This window comes from Enterobacter sp. WCHEn090032 (genome assembly GCF_003986875.1).
GTDB lineage: Bacteria > Pseudomonadota > Gammaproteobacteria > Enterobacterales > Enterobacteriaceae > Enterobacter > Enterobacter sichuanensis.
This window is the reverse complement of sequence record NZ_RXRN01000012.1, coordinates 124,243-143,207: the sequence shown is the minus strand read 5'-3', so window position 1 is coordinate 143,207 and position 18,965 is coordinate 124,243. Positions and strand designations below refer to the sequence as shown.

The following is an 18,965-nucleotide window of genomic DNA, read 5'->3' as shown; positions in this document are numbered from 1 at the left end:
GATCAGCTGGAAATATCCGCCCGGTAATTCAGGCTGACAGGAACGGTGTAGGATACTGATGTGGCGATACCACGAAAGACAGCTGGAGGCCCGTTTACCCAGCAATAAAAACCATTACCTTTAATTTCCTGACCCTCGGGGAACAACCCTGCCACTCGCCCAGCCAGGGCTACGACATCGGTACGACCGGAACCGGCCGGCGCCACAACATTAATCTGATACACACCTGAGTAAGTCCGGCACCGCAGACCGAGATCGATTGTTCGCGGCGTAACGGGCATATCATGAACTGCCAGGTAGATCTCGTTTGCTGGTGGGGTAAACGCCACATTCTCCCACGCAACCTGAATACCTTCGGCATCCGCCCAGCGCCCTAGCCTGGCCGCCAGCGCCGCCGCAATATCGGGAATCACTTATTCACCTCCCTTACAGCTTCCTCAAAGAAGCGTTGAAACTCAGCTGCAGTTATGCGGACCATGCCTCCAGGGGCCTGTGTGGAATGCCCCATTTCCAGCGGGTAGGCATAGGGGACGTTGTTGCAGAAATAAATGGACTTCATCCCGACTTTGAAGAGTGACAGCGTGTAGTTCCCGGCCGCCTTTGTCAGATCACCTGTCTTATCAATCCGGCCAGTCTCGTCTGTCGTTGGTGCATCAAAGGATACCTGCCAGTTACCGCGAAAACGGCCCCCCGTATAACCCGGAGGTGCTTTGACATCCATCCCATCCACCAGCCGGGCTTTTTTCTTAAGCCGCCCGGTTTTGGTCAGGTTGGCAGGATCCCCTCGTTGGTCCTCGTTGTGGTCGTAAACAGCGCGATTATAGGAAACTGCTGTCTGGTTAACTTCCCACAACTCCGGGTTGCCCACTGGGGACATCACCACCAGTTGATTAAGAATTTTGATTCCGACGGCGCGCACCACTGCTTCCTGATTCGTTTTCGCCTTATTAACGAATGCCGTGATTTCAGCCAGGAAAGCCGCGTTCTCGCCCATGTCATGCCCTCAGTTGCGCTTTGTAGCAGAGCACCAGTGCAGCAGGTTTTGCCGGGTTCGGTTTCACTACGCGGTAGGCTGTGCCGTCAATATCAACCACATCGCCGATTTTGATTTCCTGTTCTGCTGTGAAGACGATCCGCACATCTCCATTTTTGATGACCGTTCCGTCTATTTCGCCAGGCTCATATTCGGTTTTTACCCCGACAGCAAAAAAATGGACATCATCAGTCTTGTGCTCAACTCCTCCAATAACAGTCACGCTGCCTTTGCGTGTAACGCTGTAGGCCATACCGTTCTGTTTAAGCATGCGCGTCGCTGTCGCCTGCATTTGCTGATAGTTGATAGCCACTGATTAGCGCCTCTCTATTTGCAGATTGATAAAATCGCATTTCAGCGATTCCATGGCCCCCAACATGACATACGGCAATCCACCACTGTGCCAGGCGTCAAGAACCTCGCCGCTGTCGTTAATAAGTAATACGGCCATGCTCCTGTAATTGCCCTCTTTGGCTGCTTGCAGCGCTTCTTCGAGGAGCCTTATAACTTCTGTCCGATGGTGTTCAAGATCTGCATTTTTTTTGGCACTCAGACTAACAATTTTCAAATCAGCCATATCACGCTCGCTCCGCAAAGGTATTAATGGCGTAACCCCGGCCACCAGCAAGCTCACCGAGAATTGCCACTACCGCCGGATATGAAGGGATAAACACCTCCCCTTCTGTGACCGCATAGGTCATGGTGACAGCACCTTCCACACGTTCAGTTTTCACAGCAGCTTCGCGCACGCTGGAGAGTAAATCGCCGTCGATTGCCTCTACCGCAAGCATGCACTGAGCAGTAATGACCTGCCGTGGCACTTCATCCGAGGGTAAGTCATAGCCATCCATGACCACGTTTACACGTGGCCAGGCCAATGGCTGCCGCGGTTCAGCTTTCTGCCCCACCCAGTCAAGACCTTCGAGATAGTCCATCGCCTTAATAAGCAAAGAACCTATTTTTTCCGGTAATTCGATATCTCTGACATCAGCGAAAGCGACTAAATCAGACTCACTGGCATAGCTATTAAAACCCGGGTTTGCAGGATCCGTAATAATCATAATTCCTCCAGAGCGTCCGCCAGCGCCCACGCCCGCCGGGTCTCAGTCCGCGGTTTACCATCCGGGTGGCGTTCAACACTTGGCCCGTCGGCATGCTCAACCAGTGATTTGGACAGATAAATCACGTCGCGCCCCCATGCCCTTCCGATAGCAAAATCGGCTGCAAGGTGGTACGGCCAGCGATCCAGAATGCCTGGCAGTTCCTCAGGGGGGATGCTGTAGCAAACTCCATGAATCAAAGTCGGCAGGCTTATGGTGTCCGGGCAGGATGATAATTTTGACGCGATAGCCGGTTGCCATTGTGGCGGCCGGCTGGTCCCGAGATAAAAACTGACGAGAGAATTAGGAAAGTGGGCCAGCCAGTCACTTATCTTGTCGATGAATCCGTGCACCGGTATCGCGTCGTCTTCCAGCACCACTACCCTGCAAGGTTGCTCAGCAGCCCACTCAAGCGCTCGGCGATGATTCCAGTTCGCACCGTGGTTAGCATCATCAATCAGCAGATGTGCACCTAAAACCGAGGCCAGCGCCTCAGCCTGCTGCCGTCTGGCGTGATGACCGACCACCACAAACTTTATGTCTTCGGGCACCAGCGAATCTCCAATAAAAAAGCCGCACGATGGCGGCTACTGTCTATATATCAGGGTGTTACTTCGCTTTAACCCTGGGTAAAGTGGTTAATCAGCCCGTGAGTGGTGGGACACTGACGAACCTACACTGGGAGTATGGCTGATTACCTCTCATAAAAGGAATAATGATGGCAGTCCATAATATTGATATAACTGTTAAGACTAACGCGCAAACCTTCCAAGAAGTCAACGAACAACTGAGCAGACTGAAAGTTGTTATTGGTGTACTTCTTGCGAAACTACCGCCAAATGAAAGAAATAAAGTTATTGATGACTTGAAAGGTTTTGCGCTCTACGAAGAAGCCGATTTACTCGCGCAGTTCAACCCGAAAGAATCGTAATTCGCGTCATATTAACCCAATGGGGGGCATTGCCCTCCATTTATTTTGTATGAGTAAGTCGTCCTTTAATGTGTAGAGAACTACTGTATTCCTCATTGAATACTACTTTTTCTTTGGTATTCTTTTTTCCTCCGTTCGTTTCATTTTCTTCTCGTTTTGCAAGCCTTTTTTTGGGAATCATATGGTTCTCCTTTCACTTGTGTTTCCACCAAGCTGACTCTTTACCAATGCCATCGGTTTTAAACACCGTATGAACCTGAGGTCCGGTTATCACCTTACCAGTGAATGCATGAGCAACAATACCGAACGCCAGCATGTCACCCACCGCGGCGCCAGCCTGTTCTTTCTTCCAGAAACGATAACTCTCAATCCGGTAGTAAAGACGGGTGATGCCGTGAGCGAACGCCATTACATCAGCGCGGGTGCCTCCCAGCAGACCAGCGTTAAGCATCACATCGCCGCGGTGCGCTTCAATGAATTCCTGATAGATACGCTCAGGATGATTCTGCTTCGCCCAGGCGTCAGCGTAGGTCTTCGGTTCTGAACCGACATAAACCTTGCCGGTCTGCATTTCATCCCACGGGGCGCGTAGCATTTCGACATCGGTACCATCGGTACACCAGACGAACCGGTATTCAGGGTGATCTCGCAGGTGCTGCCAGATGTGCAGCCATCGCCGGAAGTAGGCATTCATCTTCACGTCAGGAACGCGGTACAGCTCAACGTCTGCCGGGGCCGTCAGCAATTCATCCACCAGCGCGATACGGCCACAATTCCGCAGCGATGCCGCCCACCTGCTCAACATATCAGGTGAGGCTGCCATTTTCGTACCACGCTGCGGATCTGGCTGACTGGTCAGTAACGTAGTGATTACCACGTCGCGTTGCCGCCGGTACTCCACATAACCGGTAAACCCGGTATCGCGACGTTCGTTGTGGATTTTAACGTTACGCTCCACCAGTGCCTGTCGGTCTGGTTTCGGTACCGAACGCTCCACGGCCTCATGCTCATCGAGAGAATGAATCAGCTTTTCTGAACCGACGACATCAGCGTAAGCCCACGTCGTGAGGCCAGCGTTATGAATCCGCAGCGCGAGGTCGCTGTGTTCGTACATGCCGCGACCATAAACCGGATCGAATCCACCCACCTTCTCGATGGCGCTGCGGTGGTAGTACAGCATCACGCCGCGCTGCCCGGTATACGCCACATGCTGATCGTCACGGTAAAGCACCGAAATATCGTTCAGCTTGTGCTGCCCAGCCAGATCGAGGAACTGATAAGCGAGGTGCGGCTCTGGGGATTCGATGTAGGGAAGATGCCAGTTGTCTGCAGTCGGCCAGGCATCGTCATCCCATAAAAATAAATGCTCACACCCGGCATCCATCAGGGCTGACAGGCTGGCATTTTTCGAAGCAACAATGCCGAGTGATTCATCATGGCGAAGCAGCTGCACGCCGTCAGGCACTACTGCGGCAGGTTTAGAGCCATCGTCGATAACAACCACCAGCGCACCGGCTGGAAGATGCTTCTGGTGCTGCTCAATGGCGCGCTTTAAAACTTCCGCCCGATTATATGTAGTAATGGCAATGCCAATCCGTGATGCTGAAGCGCAGGCAGGAACAAACGGGACACCATCAATAGTGACCTGCATAGATACTCCTGGGTATTTTATTTTTGGTGATTTGCCGGATGGTTTAAATTAATTGCAATGAACATAGAACAAAGGCCCCAAAACGGGGCCGCACAAATAGACAATCATTCTTTCAAACCAATTCCTAGCAATGGTTCATGAGTTCTAATTTTTGCTATTTCTTCTTGCGCTTCAAAATTTGAAATTTCCCTTTCTCTGTATTTTGAGAAAACTGAGCCGAATTGACCATAGATATCAGATGCCATACCTCTTGTTTTTTTTGAGTGCATTTTTAAAGTAGACATATAAATTTCATTGAGCGCATTGAAGGCATTTTGAACTGCAATAAACTGCAATTCATCTAAATCTTCTGAATTATACTCAGGCACACGAATCATTGCGTTATGATAATTATATGCACTAATCCTGAACTCTTTCAATTCATGAGCTTCTTCTTGCACCCTCCACCCTCTGATAGCCCAGAAGGCTACTACTGCTGCAATAAGTGTGGCAATCGCAGAAACCCATGTGCCAATCATTGATAAATAAGCCCAGTAAGCAGCATCTCTTGCAGCTATTAATGACTCATATTGAATATAATCTGCGTTCATAATCACCTCTTTCTCATTTGAGTTGATTCTAACGCAAAGCATTCCGGTAAGCACCTTGTTAGGACACGACCGGAATGCTATTAAGGCGAACGTCCTTTATTATTAACTACCGCCACCTAGCTTAATGAGAACACCCGCAGTGGATTTGTTACTGGTGAAATGTTTTTTCCAGTTATCGCCAGTGCCGATTTTCGTCAAGTCAGGGTTAGCGCCTTTCGTTTCATCCCAGCTATAACCCAGCAGTTCAACATTCACGGTGCCTTCTGCACGGTAACCAATTGCAAGGTTTTCCTGGTCATTGATGTCGTAGGAACGGAAGCCGGGAGCCTGTGATTCGGTTACAGATACCGCGCCGGCCACCAGCCCAAGAATCGCATCAACTGGCATGGTATCTGTTACCAGTACTGGCTTACCCAGAGTGCCAGGCTGACCGCCATACACCACCACACCAGCTTCTTCGTAGATTTTGTTGTCGATCGCTTGGTCCACAATGTCGAAATAGGTCGTGGAATGCATAACGAACAGCGCAACACGGTTAAATTTATCGCCGTATTTACGCAGGCCGCGAGTCAGCGTTTTTTTGCCATCGGTGGCAATATCAGCCGTAACCGTCATTTCAGCGTTTGCGCCGATAGCCGCAACAAGCCCCTGAAGAGCGTACTTGATATAACCTTCAAGCGTGGCATCAGCCACATCGACGCCGATTACTTCGGAGAATTCACTCACATCGCGACCACGTCGTTTAAAGGCCTCTTCAGTGGTTTCATACGGGCCGTATTTCCAAGGTGCTTTTACGCTGACAGACTCACCGGCACCGATTTTTTTTCCTTCTACCGTGCTGGTGGAGTTCACGTCGCGCGATTCAATAGAACCACCGACTTTATAGAAGGTGCGCTTCCGGAAATCCCCCTCGATCAGCTCGTTATCAAGGATAATGGCGCCATTTGAGGCGGCGTTGAACACTGCCAGATTGTCCTGACGACGCTCAAGAAACGCGGTCTGCGCCAGATCGTCATAAATAATCAGGTCGTTGTTTACAGTCGTAGGCATTGATTAATCCTTACTTAGGCAATTTAAGATAGGCCTGCTGGCCATGCTTGCGGATATAGTCCGCTTTATCACTGGCGCTCATTTCGGAACGTTTCAGGCTACCGCCACCGCCGGGCTTGTGTCCGCCCGCTCCAGTACCTTCGGCGCGCGGGAACAAGTGCGGAGCCGTCTCCTTAAGAGACTCCGCCCACTCGAGGGGGCTCAATGGGGTTTTTCCGTCTTTACCGAAAAGAACATCGCCATTTGCATCAACCGCTACGGCCTCGCCTTCGTCGTTGAGCTGGAATGTGCCTTTGGCACGCAGAATCAGATCGTCGGATGCTTCCGGCAGCGCGCCAGCTTTTGACGCTGCCGCCCGGATTGCATCGCCCAGAACCCGATCCCGGAATTTATTGGAGAACGCTTCGGCTTTATCCGCGCGCTCGTTTGCCGCTTTGATCTGCTTATCAACGTCAGCACGTAAACGCTCGGTTCGTTTGTTCAGCACTTCATCAATTTTACCGTCGGCGATCAGCTTCGCTTCTTCGTCGTCGGAAAAACGTTGCAGGATGCTGCGAACAGCGTCCGGGTCGATACCATCAAAGCGTTTGAGGGATTCGGTGGACTCTTTGAGTTTCCCGAGCAATTCGGTATTTTTATTTTTCAGCCCTGATACCTGAGCTGATACCTGCTCATCAATCAGCCTCTGAATTTCTGGCTTGATCTCTGGAACATCACCATTACCGCCACCACCAGATTTGTCCTCCTCACCTGCTGGCGCGTAATATTTAATGAGCATGTTTCGAATTAACATAATTTCCCCTTGGGATTTTGCCGGGCCTCGCCCATAAAAAAGCCCCGGCGGATGCCAGGGCGTGAAGTTAGAAATGGGTGTTAGTAGTCAGTGCCAGATAACTGCTTCAGACGTTCCAAGCTGATCCATTCGCCTTTGTCAGTGAACATATCAGCCAGGTCGATTTCACCCGCGCGGAACAAACGTCCACGCTCGGCACCCAGAACCTGATCCTGGCGTTGTGCCGACTGGCGCGCTAGCCATTCCAGATACGAGGTTTTCCCCGGCACCTGTCCATCCATGCTGGCACGAGTCCCCTCGTCCATCTCGTCGATATCGATGCCAAGTTCGCGCCACGACTTGAGGATCAGGGTTTCGGTAGAACGGCAGCAGAAATGTATTTTCCCGGGTCCCTGCAGGTAAGGCACCTTATGCCCGACAGGTTTGTTATCCAGGGTGTAGCGCAGCAGGTCACGAATAATGCAGTCGTGGCTGGTTTTATTGTCCAGCGTAGACAGCCACTGTTTGCCTTTCACGATATCGCTGTTGGCACTGGTGAAGCTGTTGCGCGCTGTGGCAGCCAGATGATTCACAGCTGTTTTAGCGATGCTGGCGGCGTTTGCCCTGCTCATCTGCAGCGCCCCGTCGCGATAGTCTTTGTTGGCATGGCCACGAACATTGCGCGCGATAGTTTCTACCGTGTCGCCGGCAAGATACCCCCTGCGGACGGCGTTCACGATACGCGCCAGCCTGTCCGATTCCAGATTCTCCGCCCACTCACTCAGCAGCCGCCCCTGAAAGGGTTGCGCCATCGCCGCGGCATACACCATATCGGCGGTGATGCCCTGCAACGGATAGTGAGACAGGACCTGTGATGGCAGAAGGGAATCGAACAGGCTCAGCTGATAACTGGCTTCGTTCTTTGCCAGCGCCACCAGCTCACTCTCGAGCCCTGCCTGCATGGAAGCTACGGCCTGATGGTTAAGATCGCGCACGCTGCCCAGTAAACTCTGCAGGCGATTAACTGTGAAGCTCTCCGGCGGCAATCTATCCAGCGCATCCAGTAGACGTGCCGACAGGTAAGCATCCGTCTCGTTAAGCAACTTCACCATCCGGTTTGCCACGCCGGTGGCGTAGCGGCTTAACCAAACGGAATGTGCGATCGACTCATCACGCAGGCTTTCGTTAATGGTGGGCATATCAGCCTCCCGTCATCGTTGGTGCCTGATTGCGAAGCGCATCAATAACCTCGTCCGGGCTATCGGCCGGGTCGATAAGGTCAAGCTTCTGCAGTGCGCGAATCATATCGCTATCGCGCAGCGCACCGGACTGCCAGGCATTGACGATTGCCGTCACCATGCCCGACTCGGCAACCTTCGCAATGAATTCCTGGTTGATCGTGTAGCTCGTCGATTCGCCCTTGATGCCGAGATATTTCGCACACCAGCCAAGCGCCAGCGTGTAGGCCTCAGAAACGTTTGAAACGCAGATACCGAGCACGGATGTGGAAGATGTTTGCTCACCACTCGCCTGGGTTGCCGTCTTCGCCGTGGCGTTCTGCTCAATCAGTCGGGCGCCCAGCTGCACCATGTAATCGCGCTTGCTGTCCATGGCCTCTTTAGCCAGCATGTTCGGCTGCGCCTGGGCATAGCCAAACGAGCCCTCCCTGGGAAGTAAAAGCGGTGATCGGGAACCAATTTTCACACCCTTCTTCTCGAGGTGGTCGCGCCAGTTGGTATCGAGCCCGGTCATATACGGCTGTACCTGGCCACAGAACCACACGCTGTCCTCATAGTCAGCGCTGTTTCGATAATGGCCGTGGTTTATCTCCACCAGCGCAGCCAGCGGTGAATCATCAATGGTAGGATCGTTGTTTTGGGCACCGACAAAGGTGAACGGGATTTCGTCCCAGTAGTCCTTTCCTTTCGGCTTAGGATGGTACTCACTGTCAACAGTGTAGGTTCCGCTTGCAGTGCCACCAGCCCGGCGCCATACCCGGCAGATGAACCGCCCTTCTTCCAGCGCCAGCTCGCGGTACTGGATTTCATCCTTGTAAGCGTAACCATCCGGCTCTTCAACGCATTCGCGCAGGACCACAAGCACCAACTGATCGCGTCCGTTAATTCGCTTTGTTCGCCAGTTGATAATGTTCTCTGCCGGATAGCGGAGGATGATCGCCTCATCGGATGCTTCTGCGTAGTCAACATAAATCCCCTCTCGTGCCACCTCCAGCACGTTCTCGGTCACCAGTTGCGACTGCTGATAGATGCTGGTACCGGCCCCGTCAGCATTGTCCAACAGGTATTTCAGCTTTTCAGGACCCTTAAACGTGGGGTCCTTTCGATACGCCATCCCAAGCATGCCGATCTTCGTGTTGCCGGCAATGGCATAGAACACCGCGCGACTCAGATAGTCTTCGTTGCGTTTACGGTTACGCGTTGATTTATCAGTCGGGTCGAGATAAGGCAGGTACTTATTACCCGCAGCTTTTACGGCCTCAGCTCCTTTGCAAAAGTCTCTGTATTTCCGCCAGGCAGCAGAAGCCGCCCGGTGTTCTGGTCGAACCCAGGTGATGTCGTCGTTTGCCATATCAGAAAGTGGTGTCCATGGTGATTGAGTATGCCGGTTTCACGATCGGGTAATCCTTCACGATGAAGTAACCACCAGCATCATTGGGGTGATCGTTATCCGCTGATTTATCCGGTTCGCCATTGGCCGCCCAGATTTGCTGCTCGAGGCTCTCTGTGTAAACCGGGCAGCTCTGAACGTTAACCAGATAGCGGCGTTCACCGTTGGCGTTGCAGAACATGGCGTTCATCGAGTTGATGCGGTCTTTAACTGGCGGGTTGGCATCATCAACAATGACGCTGAACCCGGCATCGTTGAGCTGAGCAATATCGGTCCTGCTGGCGTTCTGCGATTTGCGTGAGTCGCCAGAGGCATCCGGATAGATGTAAATCTCCCGGCTTTTAACGTAGCGACCATCCTCGTAGCGCCAGAACTCTTCCTGAATGCGCTTAATCATCGCCGGCGTGTCGTAGACCTTCACCAGCTCACGAACCGCACGCGGCAGGCCATTACGCTTAACGTGAACAATCGCAGCCATTTTTCCAACGTTGAAGTCCATACCAATGAACAGCGGATCTCCATCCTGAATCTCGTCAGAACAGTTATTCAGCTTGCGGTTAAAGGTGTGGTAAATGGTTCCGCTATTGAGGTTCGTGAACTTCCCGCGCAGATAGGCCTGAATCAGTTCATCAGGGTAAGAACTCAGCAGCGATGGGATGTAATCAGGCGGTAGATTCTTCGCATTGTCGAACGTGCTGGCCTGAATCAGTCCATACAGGGCCGCGAGCTCCGGCTTTTCACGAACCGCCTTCACGAACTGCTGGTAGACGAACTTGAAGCCTTCCGGCGTTGTCGTAACGTCAATACCGTTTCGCAGCCCATCAACCTTGTAACGCATACGAGCGATGATTTTTCGCCAGGCTTGCTGCGCTTTAGCAGCCGCCATGACGTCCAGCTCATCGACCATCGCGTTACCGATTTTAAAGCCGACTATTGAGCCGGGTTTCTCCATCGAACGGCAAATTGTCGTCCCGCGGTACCGTCGCCCCTCGTAGAAGTGAACCTCTTTGTTCCCCTCGTTGATTTTGACGCTCAAGCCCCAGTCAAAGGCCACCTCTTCAATCGTCGGGTAGAAGATGTCACGAATTTGCGGGTACGTCGGCGCGAAATAGCCTTGGTTAATCTTCGGGTGCTCCCACATCCCTTTGCAGATGCCGCCACAACCCACCCACGTTTTACCCGAACCGAACCCGGCAACATAGGCTTTGAATTTGTGCTGCATCGCGAGGAAGCGCGCCTGAGGAATGTTAAGTGTCGGGCTGATCCCCATCGTCTGCCCTCGCATCCACTACGTTGATATTGATCTGCACTGGCGTTGGTTCATCGTCCTCCCCCTCACCGGCCAACTCTTTACGGAGTTTCTCAACCTCCAGCAGTCGGCGTTCGATTTCAATCTGCTGCAGGCGCTGCGCGAATTCGCTATCGGCCAGGCCAAGTCGCTTCATTACCGCTTCGAACATCCGCTCGCGGCTGATTGCTGTAATTTCGACGCCGTTTTTGCCAACCTTCACGCCTGAATAGGCGAGCCTGGAAGCGGCCGGGAGTTTGCGCGTATCGGGGAAATAAGGCTGGCCAATACCGTCGCCATTGCAGCGCGGGCATTCGGGGTTTGGTTCTCGATTGTGGTCATAGCCGTAACCGCCGGAATCTTCGGGTTCACGTCTGTCACGCTCAGCAGCCTCGAGTCTTTTCTCTTCGAACTCCACGGCATCACACCACTGGTAGTGGTGACCGAAGCCCCAGCAATAACGACACGCGCCGCGACGATACTGTGAAAGCTGGTTTGCATCGAAAGTGGCGAGCTGCCACATCTGCGCGAGGACTTCATCGGCACTGCCAAGCGTGCGCACAATGGAGGCTTTTTGCTGCTGCGCAATAGCCTGCGCAACGTTAGGATTCGCTATGAGCTGACGACCGTAGTTTGGGTCACTATAACCAGCACGCGCAGCGGCTGCCGTGGCGTTGTTGTCCTTCAGGTACTCCGCGACAAATAAGCGCTGCTGAGCAGTAAGTCCATCATCATCCACCAGCTCATTTGCGCTTTTATCTTTCTGCGCAGTGCGCATTTTTTTCTGCGCAGGTTTTTGCGCAGTGTGCGCATAAGGTTTTTTGATATATCGACGGGCTGTAGCGTAGTTCAGTCCCTGCGCTTCACACCATTCCTTTGGTGATACGCCGGTTGCGGCATGTTCGGACAGGAACCGTTGCTGAAGCTCGCCCCAGTCCGGTTTTGCCATATTTACTCCAATAAAAAACCGCCCGGAGGCGGTCGCTTAGCTGAAAAATTTCATCAATATGCCAATCGCAAAGTTAAGGCTTCCCCCTAAAGCGAGCGAGCCAAATCCAATGACAAGCAGGACAGCACCTTTCTTGGCATTGAATCTGTCTATAGTCACGGCCATGCCATTTGTAAGCCCATCATCGACAGATGCGCTTAAGCGTCCTGCATTGTCCCATTTCGGACTTTCGCTAATGTCCTTTATTTCGCAAAGTGCTTTCTCATGTGCGTTAAGAACATCACCAATGAGCGCAATTAATGACTTTACTCTGAAAGCGAGCACAACAGAACCGAATGTCAAAAGTCCTGAAGCGATAATTTTTATTAAGTCCCCGTGAGCAACCATCCAAATAAACATATTCCCTCCTAAAAAGAGGGTATTTTATCATTACAATTGTTAATTGACGCTATAAACAATTATCAAGCCCACCAGCGAAGAGCGAAAGCTTTTGCTACGGTTAAAGTTCAGAGGAGAGGCTGAGTCAGAGCCTCATGGGCTAGGTTCTAATTTGGATGGCAGTTAGCCTGTCACGCTTTGTTATGAGCTAGGATGTCTTCCTTCATCTGCCTGTCCATTATATTCCAGTTGTGATCCGTTCCGTTGATGGGGTTAACCCAGTCGCAAGCCGTGTCCACTACCTCAACCCTTACGGGTCCAATTGCCCTGCGCTCGCGATCAACATCGTCGCCAGGTATATAGTTGACAGTATGCTGTACATTGCTGGCCTCATTTGTTTCTCTGAGTGTCCCTGTATGCCGCTTTCAGAGAAGAACAGGGATCCTCATATTGTAAGTACTCTTAATTTTCTTGAGCTGCGCCGAGGTTTTTCCCTCGGCGAACACTTCAATCACATTCAACCCGGAAAGCATAGTCCTCCGTCCAAACCTTCGGTCACTTCGACACTTGCTTGAGTTCACCGGTAGAGGTGAGTATGTCGAGAACATCCATCTGATCAATTTCGGTAAGACGCCGAAATACATACGCAGCGTCGATACCTACCAAATCACAGCGTTGTGACTTTAGTTCTGTAATGCAATCATGGACGTCTGGTTTTGTGAAGATTTCACTGCCAATTTTACGGGCGGTATTTACGCTGTACCTCGCCCCAATAGCCGCCTGCGTGGCGTTCAAATCGATGTGGTACTCGCGACAGAACATTTCTTGCTTGTCGGTGAGTGCCATACGCATATCCAAAATGGTGAAAAAATGAATTTTAGAGATGATTTTCTACCTGAGCACTATGGGCTTCGGGTGTTTGTGTTCGCTGTGTCAGCCATTATTTATGTCGTAGCAATAGTGTTTTCATGTATAGCTGCAGACAGTAAACCTCAGTTATCTGTTGTTCTTTTAACACTGGGAATTACATCTTTGCAGGCTGGAGCGTCCAACCTTAAAATAACTACCCGCCCCAAAATAATTATTGGCGCAGTGTTAACCCTACTACCAGCAGCAATAGCCCTTCTCGGCGTTTGACTAGCGTTGATTAAGAACAGTGACACTTTGAAAACCAAAGTGTCATTCTCTATTTACCTTACTGACAATTTTTGATCGTCTAATTGACTCAGATTTTTCCTCGGAGGTTTTGCATATCGTGTCTCTATGGGCTCCCATAAAGGATTAGACGTGGGTTACTCCGTTGCTTGTTCTTCCGACTGTTCAGCCTGCTCTGCAGGTACTGGCGTGAACTCCACGCGCTTCACATCGGCAGGCGCGAAATACAGCCACTGTCCCGTCTTCGTCGCCAGCGGTACAAAACCGTTAAGCTCAGGCTGACGTCGCGACATCTTGCCTGTGAAGGTTTAGCCTGTTTGGGGGGTTAGCGTGATTTGGTAGATGTCTGGCATTATTGTTACTCCCAGATGCATTAATTGGGTGATAAACTCCTCACGAGGCCATCTATGGAACAGCACATGAAAATAGTAGATATTGAGAAATGGGCACCACATGTAGGCATGTTTATGCTCGAATTTGGTGCCGTTGAATCTTTTACTCGTAGCCTTCTTGAAGAGTTAACCCCCCCTTTAATATATAAACATATCAAAGAGATGGCACTTAGTAATAAAATAAAGATCATCACTGATATCCTTAAGTGCTCCGAAGAACACCCAGACCTTCATCAGGAACTTATTCAGGCTTACAAACATATTGATGAGCTAACAGAAATCAGAAATATTATCGCTCACAATACAGTTAAGCTTGTTTTTTGGGAAAATCATGAACCTGAGGAATCTCCATGTGATGAGGCCCTTTATAGCGATAAAAATTCAAAAACCATTACTCTTGATGAGATGCAAGAACATAATGCAAATCTAAGTGCACTAGTAGAAACACTGTATCGTATAGACGGAACTAAGCGCGGAAGGAGAATTGCTAAAGACTTGGAATATTTCAAGATATCAGGGCTAACATTATCTGACTGGAGCAATCTGAGTAAAGAATGATGTTTTTTTAATTTTATTTCAGGCACTGATCTTTGATGTAGTCCTGCATGCCGCGAATCATCTTGTCAGCGGTTGCAATTCCGTCCCGGTGATCGAAATAATTCCGTCGAGCGTCTGGAGTAAGTTCGGGGGCTCCTGCATCATCCACGCCGGGGGCGGAGGTGGCTTTGGGCACTCCAGGGCAGGTTGCGGCGATGCGCAGCCGTTGAGCGCCAGAATCGACATCCCGACGCAAATCGTTAATGGTTTTTTTCGCATCGGACAATTCCTTCGTGTATTTAGCATCCAGTGCAGCGACATCACGCTGCCGGGCCTGCATATCTTTGATGGTAGCGCTCGCCAGGCTCAGTTGTTCGCTAGCTTTATCGCGCTGGTCTTTGTAGGTGATGGCGTTGTCGCGGTAGTGGTTAATCGCCCATGTCATGGAAACCAGCAGGCAGATAACGACAGCGCAAATGATGGTTGTTAATCGGCTCATTTCTGGCCCCACTCGCAGACTTCACGCTCAATCACCCGGCGGGTTACCAGTCCCTTCCACTGTTTCCCACCGGCATACGTCCAGCGCTGCAGCTCTTTGCATGCACCCGGAACATCACCGGCATTCAGTTTCCTCAGCAGCGTTGATCTGCTAAATGCTCCCGTTCCCACGTTATAGGTGAAGGAGTAAAGCGCGGCGCGGGTAGGCTCAGGGATACTAACCTTGATTAGCGGGTCAATGGCGTTTGCCACCTTTCGCAGATCCGCCTTCAGCAGGTTGTCACATTCTTTGTCGGTGTAACGGTGACCGCGGCGAATGTCAGTACCGGTGTGCCCATCGCAAACAGTCCAGACGCCGACCACATCCTGATAGGCGTAATAACGTCGCCCTTCCAGCCCATCCGCATTGCCCAGCATCACAGCTGCAATAGTGATTGCTCCGGAGCCGCCTAATATTGCACCCACCAGTTTATTTCTGAGTGTCGTATTCATCTCGGCTCCTGCTGCGGCGGTTATCTTCGCGGATCTTGAAATAGAGATTTGTCAGGTACGTCAGTACAGCAACGATGATACCCACAAGCACACCGATAGCATTCCATTGCTCGGGACTGAAGGCATTCAGAATGCCGTTGAGGATGCTGCCGGCTGAAGCGCCGTAAGCAACACCTGTGGTTAATTTATCCATGCGATACATACTCTCACCTCGCGTAGTTAGCGGGTGCTGTGTGTTTGAAAAGGGTCTGTCCGTCGGGACGATTTGACAAGAAGGCGTGTCGATGATGGTTCCAGGAGCCTGAAATGAAAAAGCCAGCGACAGGCTGGCAATGTGAGGGTAAGGCAATGAACAGGATATTATTTAGAACCAAGCGACCTATAAGCTAGCTAAACAGATGGCATTTGTGTAAAACGATGACATCAATCAGCAGGTGCTCATCGTGAAATACATTAGGCTAATATTAAAGCTCATAACAGTATCACTTTATGTGTTTCTGGTTGTTTTTGGCTCTGGATTTGTAGGTTCGAGTACAGCCAATGCAATTAATCTTGAAACACTTAACCTAAATTACTCATTAATCGCAAAGGACTCGGCGGTATACGCACTCTGCGCAACTGGGGCGACATTGGTTGTTCCACCTGCCCTATATTTAAGCCAGCATTATGTCTGGCCAGTGTTAAAGTTTATCGGTTTGAAGATTCGCTACTTCTTTCATGGGTACTAAAAGCCTCGCACAGTAACGAGGCTTCACTTATTTTTCCTGTTACAGCTTTGGCTCTTCAATACGTTCGCTTAGCACTTCGACCTCTCCATTGTTGGCGAGATCATCTCCACGAGTCAAATACCATGCGCCGTAGATAGTTTCACCCGACTCTAAATCGTCAATTTTTTCGTGCACGTAGTAAGCGATCTGCCTGCTGCCATTGTACTGGATCCAGTAATAGCCTTCTCTCATCTTTCCCCCCTCCTCTTCGATATAGAGATTATAAGAGGCAATGAATATTGATGATTTTAGAAATACTTAAATCTCCATTAAGCAAAAAGCCCCACGGGGTTAACCGCAGGGCTTTAAACGAAGGCAATAACCCATCGTTAGAGCAAAATTACCACAGATTCGGGAAAAGTAAATAGCTCACGATAAAATAACGCCCTATTTTGTTATCTGCTTCAGCTGCGCATCTGCCCAGGCCTCTTCGATGTCAAACTTGGTGATTAGCTGATCGTAAAATGGTTTAACAGACTTCTTCCAGGTATCGAGGCTGATTGCTTCCGTTATCTGACACACCGCAGCGTATGCCTCGGTCGATGGGATTCGTTCATAACCACGACCGCTGCAGCGCTTGCAATCAGCCAATACCGGAACGCCCTGCTGTTCTGTAAGAGCCTGATTAACGGCTTTCCCGCGTCCATGGCAATCTCTACAGGCACAGCTAACAACCTTCTTGCCCTTACACTGAGGGCAGAGAACGCGGGCTATCTCCCTGACCTGCCTCCGTACCTCATACTCAGAAGGTCGAAAATCTTCGACGCCCATATTCAGAGACATCTTCACGAATCTCTTCTCTTTTGCCGGAGTGTGAGACTTCATGTTGAAAACCTCAGCGTCTATAAACCCTTCCCCATTGCAGCCATAGCACTGCTTCACGCTGGCGGCGCTGCGGGAATAGTCTTCGAACGCGAAGGCAGCCAGCTGCTTCATCACCACTGGCTTAACCTTGGCATCCAGTTTACGAAGCGCAGCAACCCGATCGCACTTGGTCAGCGCGTACTGGGCCAGCAACTCAATCGCCCTCTCCCGGTCATTGTTGCTGATACCCATCTTCCCGAGAAAAGCGCTGTAACCCATGGCGGCCAGTTCCTGCGTCATGCCCATTGCAGCCATAATATCCGAACCGGTTAATGCATCTGATGCCGTAGCACGAGGAGAGTCGCTAATCATCGTCGATTTGGCGAAGTGATATTTGAGTGTATTTTCGAGATTCATGCGGTCTCCAGTTCGGTAATGGTGAGTTCTATTTTTCCGCCCTTAACGACAGGCATTTTCACAACGCGATAATCGATTACCTGGCTGTCATCCAGCCAGAATCTCGCCTTGGTCAAAGCGTCGAATGCAGCCTTCTGCAGGTTATCCAGATCACGGCGCCGGCGGTCAGGCATGTGGCATTCAATACGGATTTTGAGTGGTGCAGCTGTCCGAATATTAAGCCGGGCGCTTCGAATGATACTGGCCACGGCATAGCGGTACGCGACACCATCAGCGCTAATGTGCGTGCGCCCGCGGTTGTGCCGGTAATACCGGTTATTGCTCGGCGGCCAGGGCAAAGTGATTTGATATGTCTTCACGTTCACCCCCACATCCGGTTTCGCCAGCGGCTATCCGGCCGCGCTGGAGTATTTGAGGTCGGAAGGAATGCACTGACAGTCCAGGTCATGTAATCCTGGTTAAGGCTGCGCTCTACTCTCACGCCGCGCGCTTTGTAACGCTTAACCAGTTCGTCGGCCTGTTCGGTGCTGCAATCGGTGTGGTGGAACCAGGTTTTCTTCATCCCCATTACCCCGCAAAGCCAAGCAGCTGCGCGGCGACATTTTCAGCCTCATCGCGACTGCGGAATGAACGGGACAGGACCCAGCGCCAAAGAACATCGAGCGCAGCTTTATAGAGCTGCTGGAACTCGAACTCGTCCATGTTGGCGAATGAGATGCTACGAGGATGTTTTTTTAGTGTTCCGTCAGGTAGCTGAATGGCATCAAAGTGCCCTGCCTCAACGATCACCCATGAGCGGTAAGCATCGAAGGATTTGCACAGGCTAATACCATTCGTGACTCGCCGGTAAGCAACCTGCTCAAGATACTGCTCAGCAGCATCGATCAGAGCCCCCTCGTTTCCGCCATACGAGGCCAGGAACTTGGCGTAGCCGGTGATCAGCTTCCGCTCGTTACTCGAGATAGCCCCGCCGGTTGGTTCCCAGTATTCAAAACCGAGATTGAGAAGCGCGAAAAAGCGCCGATGGAATGCCGGGTTACGTACCCGCCTGAACTCGGCAACAAGAACATCGCCGAGCCGGGTTTTGGATTGCAGGATATCGCTGGTCTCGGGTGTGGCCGGGATCAGTATTCCTGAGTGGTGTTTGATAAGTTGTAATTCTAGCGCCATGGTTCTCTCCGTGGCGCATCAGGTATAGGTTGTTCAGGCCTATGAAAGAATAATATCAGACGGTGGTGTAACTCGGTACCCCAGTCGTTTCGCAAATTGCATAAACCCGTTGAGAGTGAATATTTCTTCCTCTTCGAGTAACGGTCGTAATGAAACTATTCCATTTACTCGATAAACCAGATATCTCCCTTCCGCTGGGAAGCTATAGATAACTGCTTTATCGGCCCTTCTGACCACGTCGTACCATTGATCATCTGCATTAAAGGCATCTGCACTAAACACTATTTCCCCCAGAGCGACTTATTGACGCGGTAAACAGTAATCGGGAACAGCCAGGGGAACGCAAACAGCGATACTCTTTGA

At 51.0% G+C, this 18,965-nt stretch carries 28 protein-coding genes and 2 pseudogenes; 3 read left to right on the top strand and 27 right to left on the bottom strand.

The features are described 5' to 3' along the window. Window positions 1–2: 2 nt before the first annotated feature. Genes EKN83_RS12685 through EKN83_RS12660 form a run of 6 tightly spaced genes read right to left on the bottom strand, consistent with a single transcriptional unit; the run spans window position 3 to window position 2,687 of the window. Window positions 3–413 carry a phage tail terminator-like protein gene (locus tag EKN83_RS12685; protein WP_126801054.1) on the bottom strand — a complete coding sequence of 137 codons (411 nt, stop codon included), beginning with the start codon at window positions 411–413 and terminating at the stop codon, window positions 3–5. Beyond that, a complete protein-coding gene (locus EKN83_RS12680; protein ID WP_126801053.1) occupies window positions 410–994 on the bottom strand; it encodes a hypothetical protein in 585 nt (194 codons plus the stop codon). Before EKN83_RS12680 ends, EKN83_RS12685 begins: the two co-directional genes overlap by 4 nt. Window position 995: 1 nt before the next feature. After that, window positions 996–1,346, bottom strand: coding sequence for a hypothetical protein (locus EKN83_RS12675; RefSeq protein WP_126801052.1), 351 nt, complete (start codon window positions 1,344–1,346; stop codon window positions 996–998). Between the two features lie 3 nt (window positions 1,347–1,349). Beyond that, a complete protein-coding gene (locus EKN83_RS12670; RefSeq protein ID WP_126801051.1) occupies window positions 1,350–1,610 on the bottom strand; it encodes a hypothetical protein in 261 nt (86 codons plus the stop codon). A 1-nt stretch (window position 1,611) separates the two neighbouring features. After that, complete coding sequence (locus EKN83_RS12665; RefSeq protein WP_126801050.1) at window positions 1,612–2,094, bottom strand: DnaT-like ssDNA-binding protein; 483 nt, start codon at window positions 2,092–2,094, stop codon at window positions 1,612–1,614. Continuing rightward, the gene (locus EKN83_RS12660; protein ID WP_126801049.1) at window positions 2,091–2,687 is read right to left on the bottom strand and encodes a hypothetical protein; all 597 of its coding nucleotides are present in this window, start codon (window positions 2,685–2,687) and stop codon (window positions 2,091–2,093) included. Before EKN83_RS12660 ends, EKN83_RS12665 begins: the two co-directional genes overlap by 4 nt. A gap of 161 nt (window positions 2,688–2,848) precedes the next feature. On the opposite strand from EKN83_RS12660, the gene EKN83_RS12655 reads away from it, so the two are divergent. After that, complete coding sequence (locus EKN83_RS12655; RefSeq protein ID WP_126801048.1) at window positions 2,849–3,064, top strand: hypothetical protein; 216 nt, start codon at window positions 2,849–2,851, stop codon at window positions 3,062–3,064. A 40-nt stretch (window positions 3,065–3,104) separates the two neighbouring features. On the opposite strand, the gene EKN83_RS23365 is transcribed toward EKN83_RS12655, so the two are convergent. From EKN83_RS23365 to EKN83_RS12605, 11 genes and pseudogenes are all read right to left on the bottom strand, one after another. Beyond that, on the bottom strand, window positions 3,105–3,245 hold the full coding sequence (locus EKN83_RS23365) for a hypothetical protein (RefSeq protein WP_185857678.1): 141 nt from the start codon (window positions 3,243–3,245) through the stop codon (window positions 3,105–3,107). Between the two features lie 12 nt (window positions 3,246–3,257). After that, a complete protein-coding gene (locus tag EKN83_RS12650) occupies window positions 3,258–4,715 on the bottom strand; it encodes a glycosyltransferase family 2 protein (protein ID WP_126801047.1) in 1,458 nt (485 codons plus the stop codon). A 104-nt stretch (window positions 4,716–4,819) separates the two neighbouring features. Further along, the gene (locus EKN83_RS12645; protein WP_126801046.1) at window positions 4,820–5,305 is read right to left on the bottom strand and encodes a hypothetical protein; all 486 of its coding nucleotides are present in this window, start codon (window positions 5,303–5,305) and stop codon (window positions 4,820–4,822) included. Window positions 5,306–5,407: 102 nt separating this feature from the next. Beyond that, a complete protein-coding gene (locus EKN83_RS12640) occupies window positions 5,408–6,355 on the bottom strand; it encodes a major capsid protein (protein WP_126801045.1) in 948 nt (315 codons plus the stop codon). Window positions 6,356–6,365: 10 nt separating this feature from the next. Beyond that, window positions 6,366–7,148 carry a hypothetical protein gene (locus EKN83_RS12635; RefSeq protein WP_126801044.1) on the bottom strand — a complete coding sequence of 261 codons (783 nt, stop codon included), beginning with the start codon at window positions 7,146–7,148 and terminating at the stop codon, window positions 6,366–6,368. 80 nt (window positions 7,149–7,228) lie between these two features. Then, entirely contained in the window at window positions 7,229–8,326 is a 1,098-nt protein-coding gene (locus EKN83_RS12630; RefSeq protein WP_126801043.1) for a phage minor head protein, read from the bottom strand. Between the two features lies 1 nt (window position 8,327). Next, complete coding sequence (locus EKN83_RS12625) at window positions 8,328–9,716, bottom strand: DUF4055 domain-containing protein (protein WP_126801042.1); 1,389 nt, start codon at window positions 9,714–9,716, stop codon at window positions 8,328–8,330. A gap of 1 nt (window position 9,717) precedes the next feature. Then, window positions 9,718–11,025 (bottom strand): terminase large subunit domain-containing protein, encoded by a 1,308-nt coding sequence (locus EKN83_RS12620; RefSeq protein WP_126801041.1) that lies wholly within the window; start codon window positions 11,023–11,025, stop codon window positions 9,718–9,720. Continuing rightward, a complete protein-coding gene (locus EKN83_RS12615; protein WP_126801040.1) occupies window positions 11,003–11,992 on the bottom strand; it encodes a terminase small subunit in 990 nt (329 codons plus the stop codon). The genes EKN83_RS12620 and EKN83_RS12615 overlap by 23 nt, the downstream gene beginning before the upstream one ends. A 36-nt stretch (window positions 11,993–12,028) precedes the next feature. Next, window positions 12,029–12,391 (bottom strand): hypothetical protein, encoded by a 363-nt coding sequence (locus tag EKN83_RS12610; protein ID WP_126801039.1) that lies wholly within the window; start codon window positions 12,389–12,391, stop codon window positions 12,029–12,031. Window positions 12,392–12,831: 440 nt separating this feature from the next. Then, window positions 12,832–13,192: pseudogene (locus tag EKN83_RS12605) on the bottom strand (terminase small subunit); the annotation flags it as partial. Between EKN83_RS12605 and EKN83_RS23550 the strand changes: the two are divergent. Continuing rightward, a complete protein-coding gene (locus tag EKN83_RS23550; protein WP_260591253.1) occupies window positions 13,073–13,507 on the top strand; it encodes a hypothetical protein in 435 nt (144 codons plus the stop codon). The pseudogene EKN83_RS12605 and the gene EKN83_RS23550 overlap by 120 nt on opposite strands. 155 nt (window positions 13,508–13,662) lie before the next feature. Here EKN83_RS23550 and EKN83_RS12595 read toward each other — a convergent pair. Further along, window positions 13,663–13,878 (bottom strand): annotated as a pseudogene (locus tag EKN83_RS12595) (hypothetical protein). Between the two features lie 66 nt (window positions 13,879–13,944). Between EKN83_RS12595 and EKN83_RS12590 the strand changes: the two are divergent. Next, complete coding sequence (locus EKN83_RS12590; protein ID WP_126801037.1) at window positions 13,945–14,475, top strand: hypothetical protein; 531 nt, start codon at window positions 13,945–13,947, stop codon at window positions 14,473–14,475. A gap of 13 nt (window positions 14,476–14,488) precedes the next feature. On the opposite strand, the gene EKN83_RS12585 is transcribed toward EKN83_RS12590, so the two are convergent. The 9 genes from EKN83_RS12585 to EKN83_RS23680 form a co-directional block, all read right to left on the bottom strand. Next, window positions 14,489–14,953, bottom strand: coding sequence for a lysis protein (locus EKN83_RS12585; protein WP_126801036.1), 465 nt, complete (start codon window positions 14,951–14,953; stop codon window positions 14,489–14,491). Further along, a complete protein-coding gene (locus EKN83_RS12580) occupies window positions 14,950–15,444 on the bottom strand; it encodes a lysozyme (protein ID WP_126801035.1) in 495 nt (164 codons plus the stop codon). Before EKN83_RS12580 ends, EKN83_RS12585 begins: the two co-directional genes overlap by 4 nt. Further along, window positions 15,422–15,646 carry a class II holin family protein gene (locus EKN83_RS12575; protein ID WP_126801034.1) on the bottom strand — a complete coding sequence of 75 codons (225 nt, stop codon included), beginning with the start codon at window positions 15,644–15,646 and terminating at the stop codon, window positions 15,422–15,424. The genes EKN83_RS12580 and EKN83_RS12575 overlap by 23 nt, the downstream gene beginning before the upstream one ends. A 565-nt stretch (window positions 15,647–16,211) precedes the next feature. Continuing rightward, the gene (locus EKN83_RS12570) at window positions 16,212–16,403 is read right to left on the bottom strand and encodes a hypothetical protein (RefSeq protein ID WP_126801033.1); all 192 of its coding nucleotides are present in this window, start codon (window positions 16,401–16,403) and stop codon (window positions 16,212–16,214) included. Window positions 16,404–16,598: 195 nt separating this feature from the next. After that, entirely contained in the window at window positions 16,599–17,432 is an 834-nt protein-coding gene (locus EKN83_RS12565) for an antitermination protein (RefSeq protein WP_126801032.1), read from the bottom strand. Continuing rightward, window positions 17,429–17,791 (bottom strand): crossover junction endodeoxyribonuclease RusA, encoded by a 363-nt coding sequence (rusA, locus tag EKN83_RS12560; RefSeq protein WP_126801031.1) that lies wholly within the window; start codon window positions 17,789–17,791, stop codon window positions 17,429–17,431. Before rusA ends, EKN83_RS12565 begins: the two co-directional genes overlap by 4 nt. 2 nt (window positions 17,792–17,793) lie before the next feature. Beyond that, window positions 17,794–18,000, bottom strand: a complete 207-nt coding sequence (locus EKN83_RS12555; RefSeq protein ID WP_126801030.1) for a hypothetical protein — start codon at window positions 17,998–18,000, stop codon at window positions 17,794–17,796. Further along, complete coding sequence (locus tag EKN83_RS12550) at window positions 18,000–18,602, bottom strand: DUF1367 family protein (RefSeq protein WP_014832175.1); 603 nt, start codon at window positions 18,600–18,602, stop codon at window positions 18,000–18,002. The genes EKN83_RS12555 and EKN83_RS12550 overlap by 1 nt, the downstream gene beginning before the upstream one ends. 39 nt (window positions 18,603–18,641) lie before the next feature. Continuing rightward, a complete protein-coding gene (locus EKN83_RS23680) occupies window positions 18,642–18,884 on the bottom strand; it encodes a hypothetical protein (protein WP_260591250.1) in 243 nt (80 codons plus the stop codon). Between the last annotated feature and the right edge of the window lie 81 nt (window positions 18,885–18,965).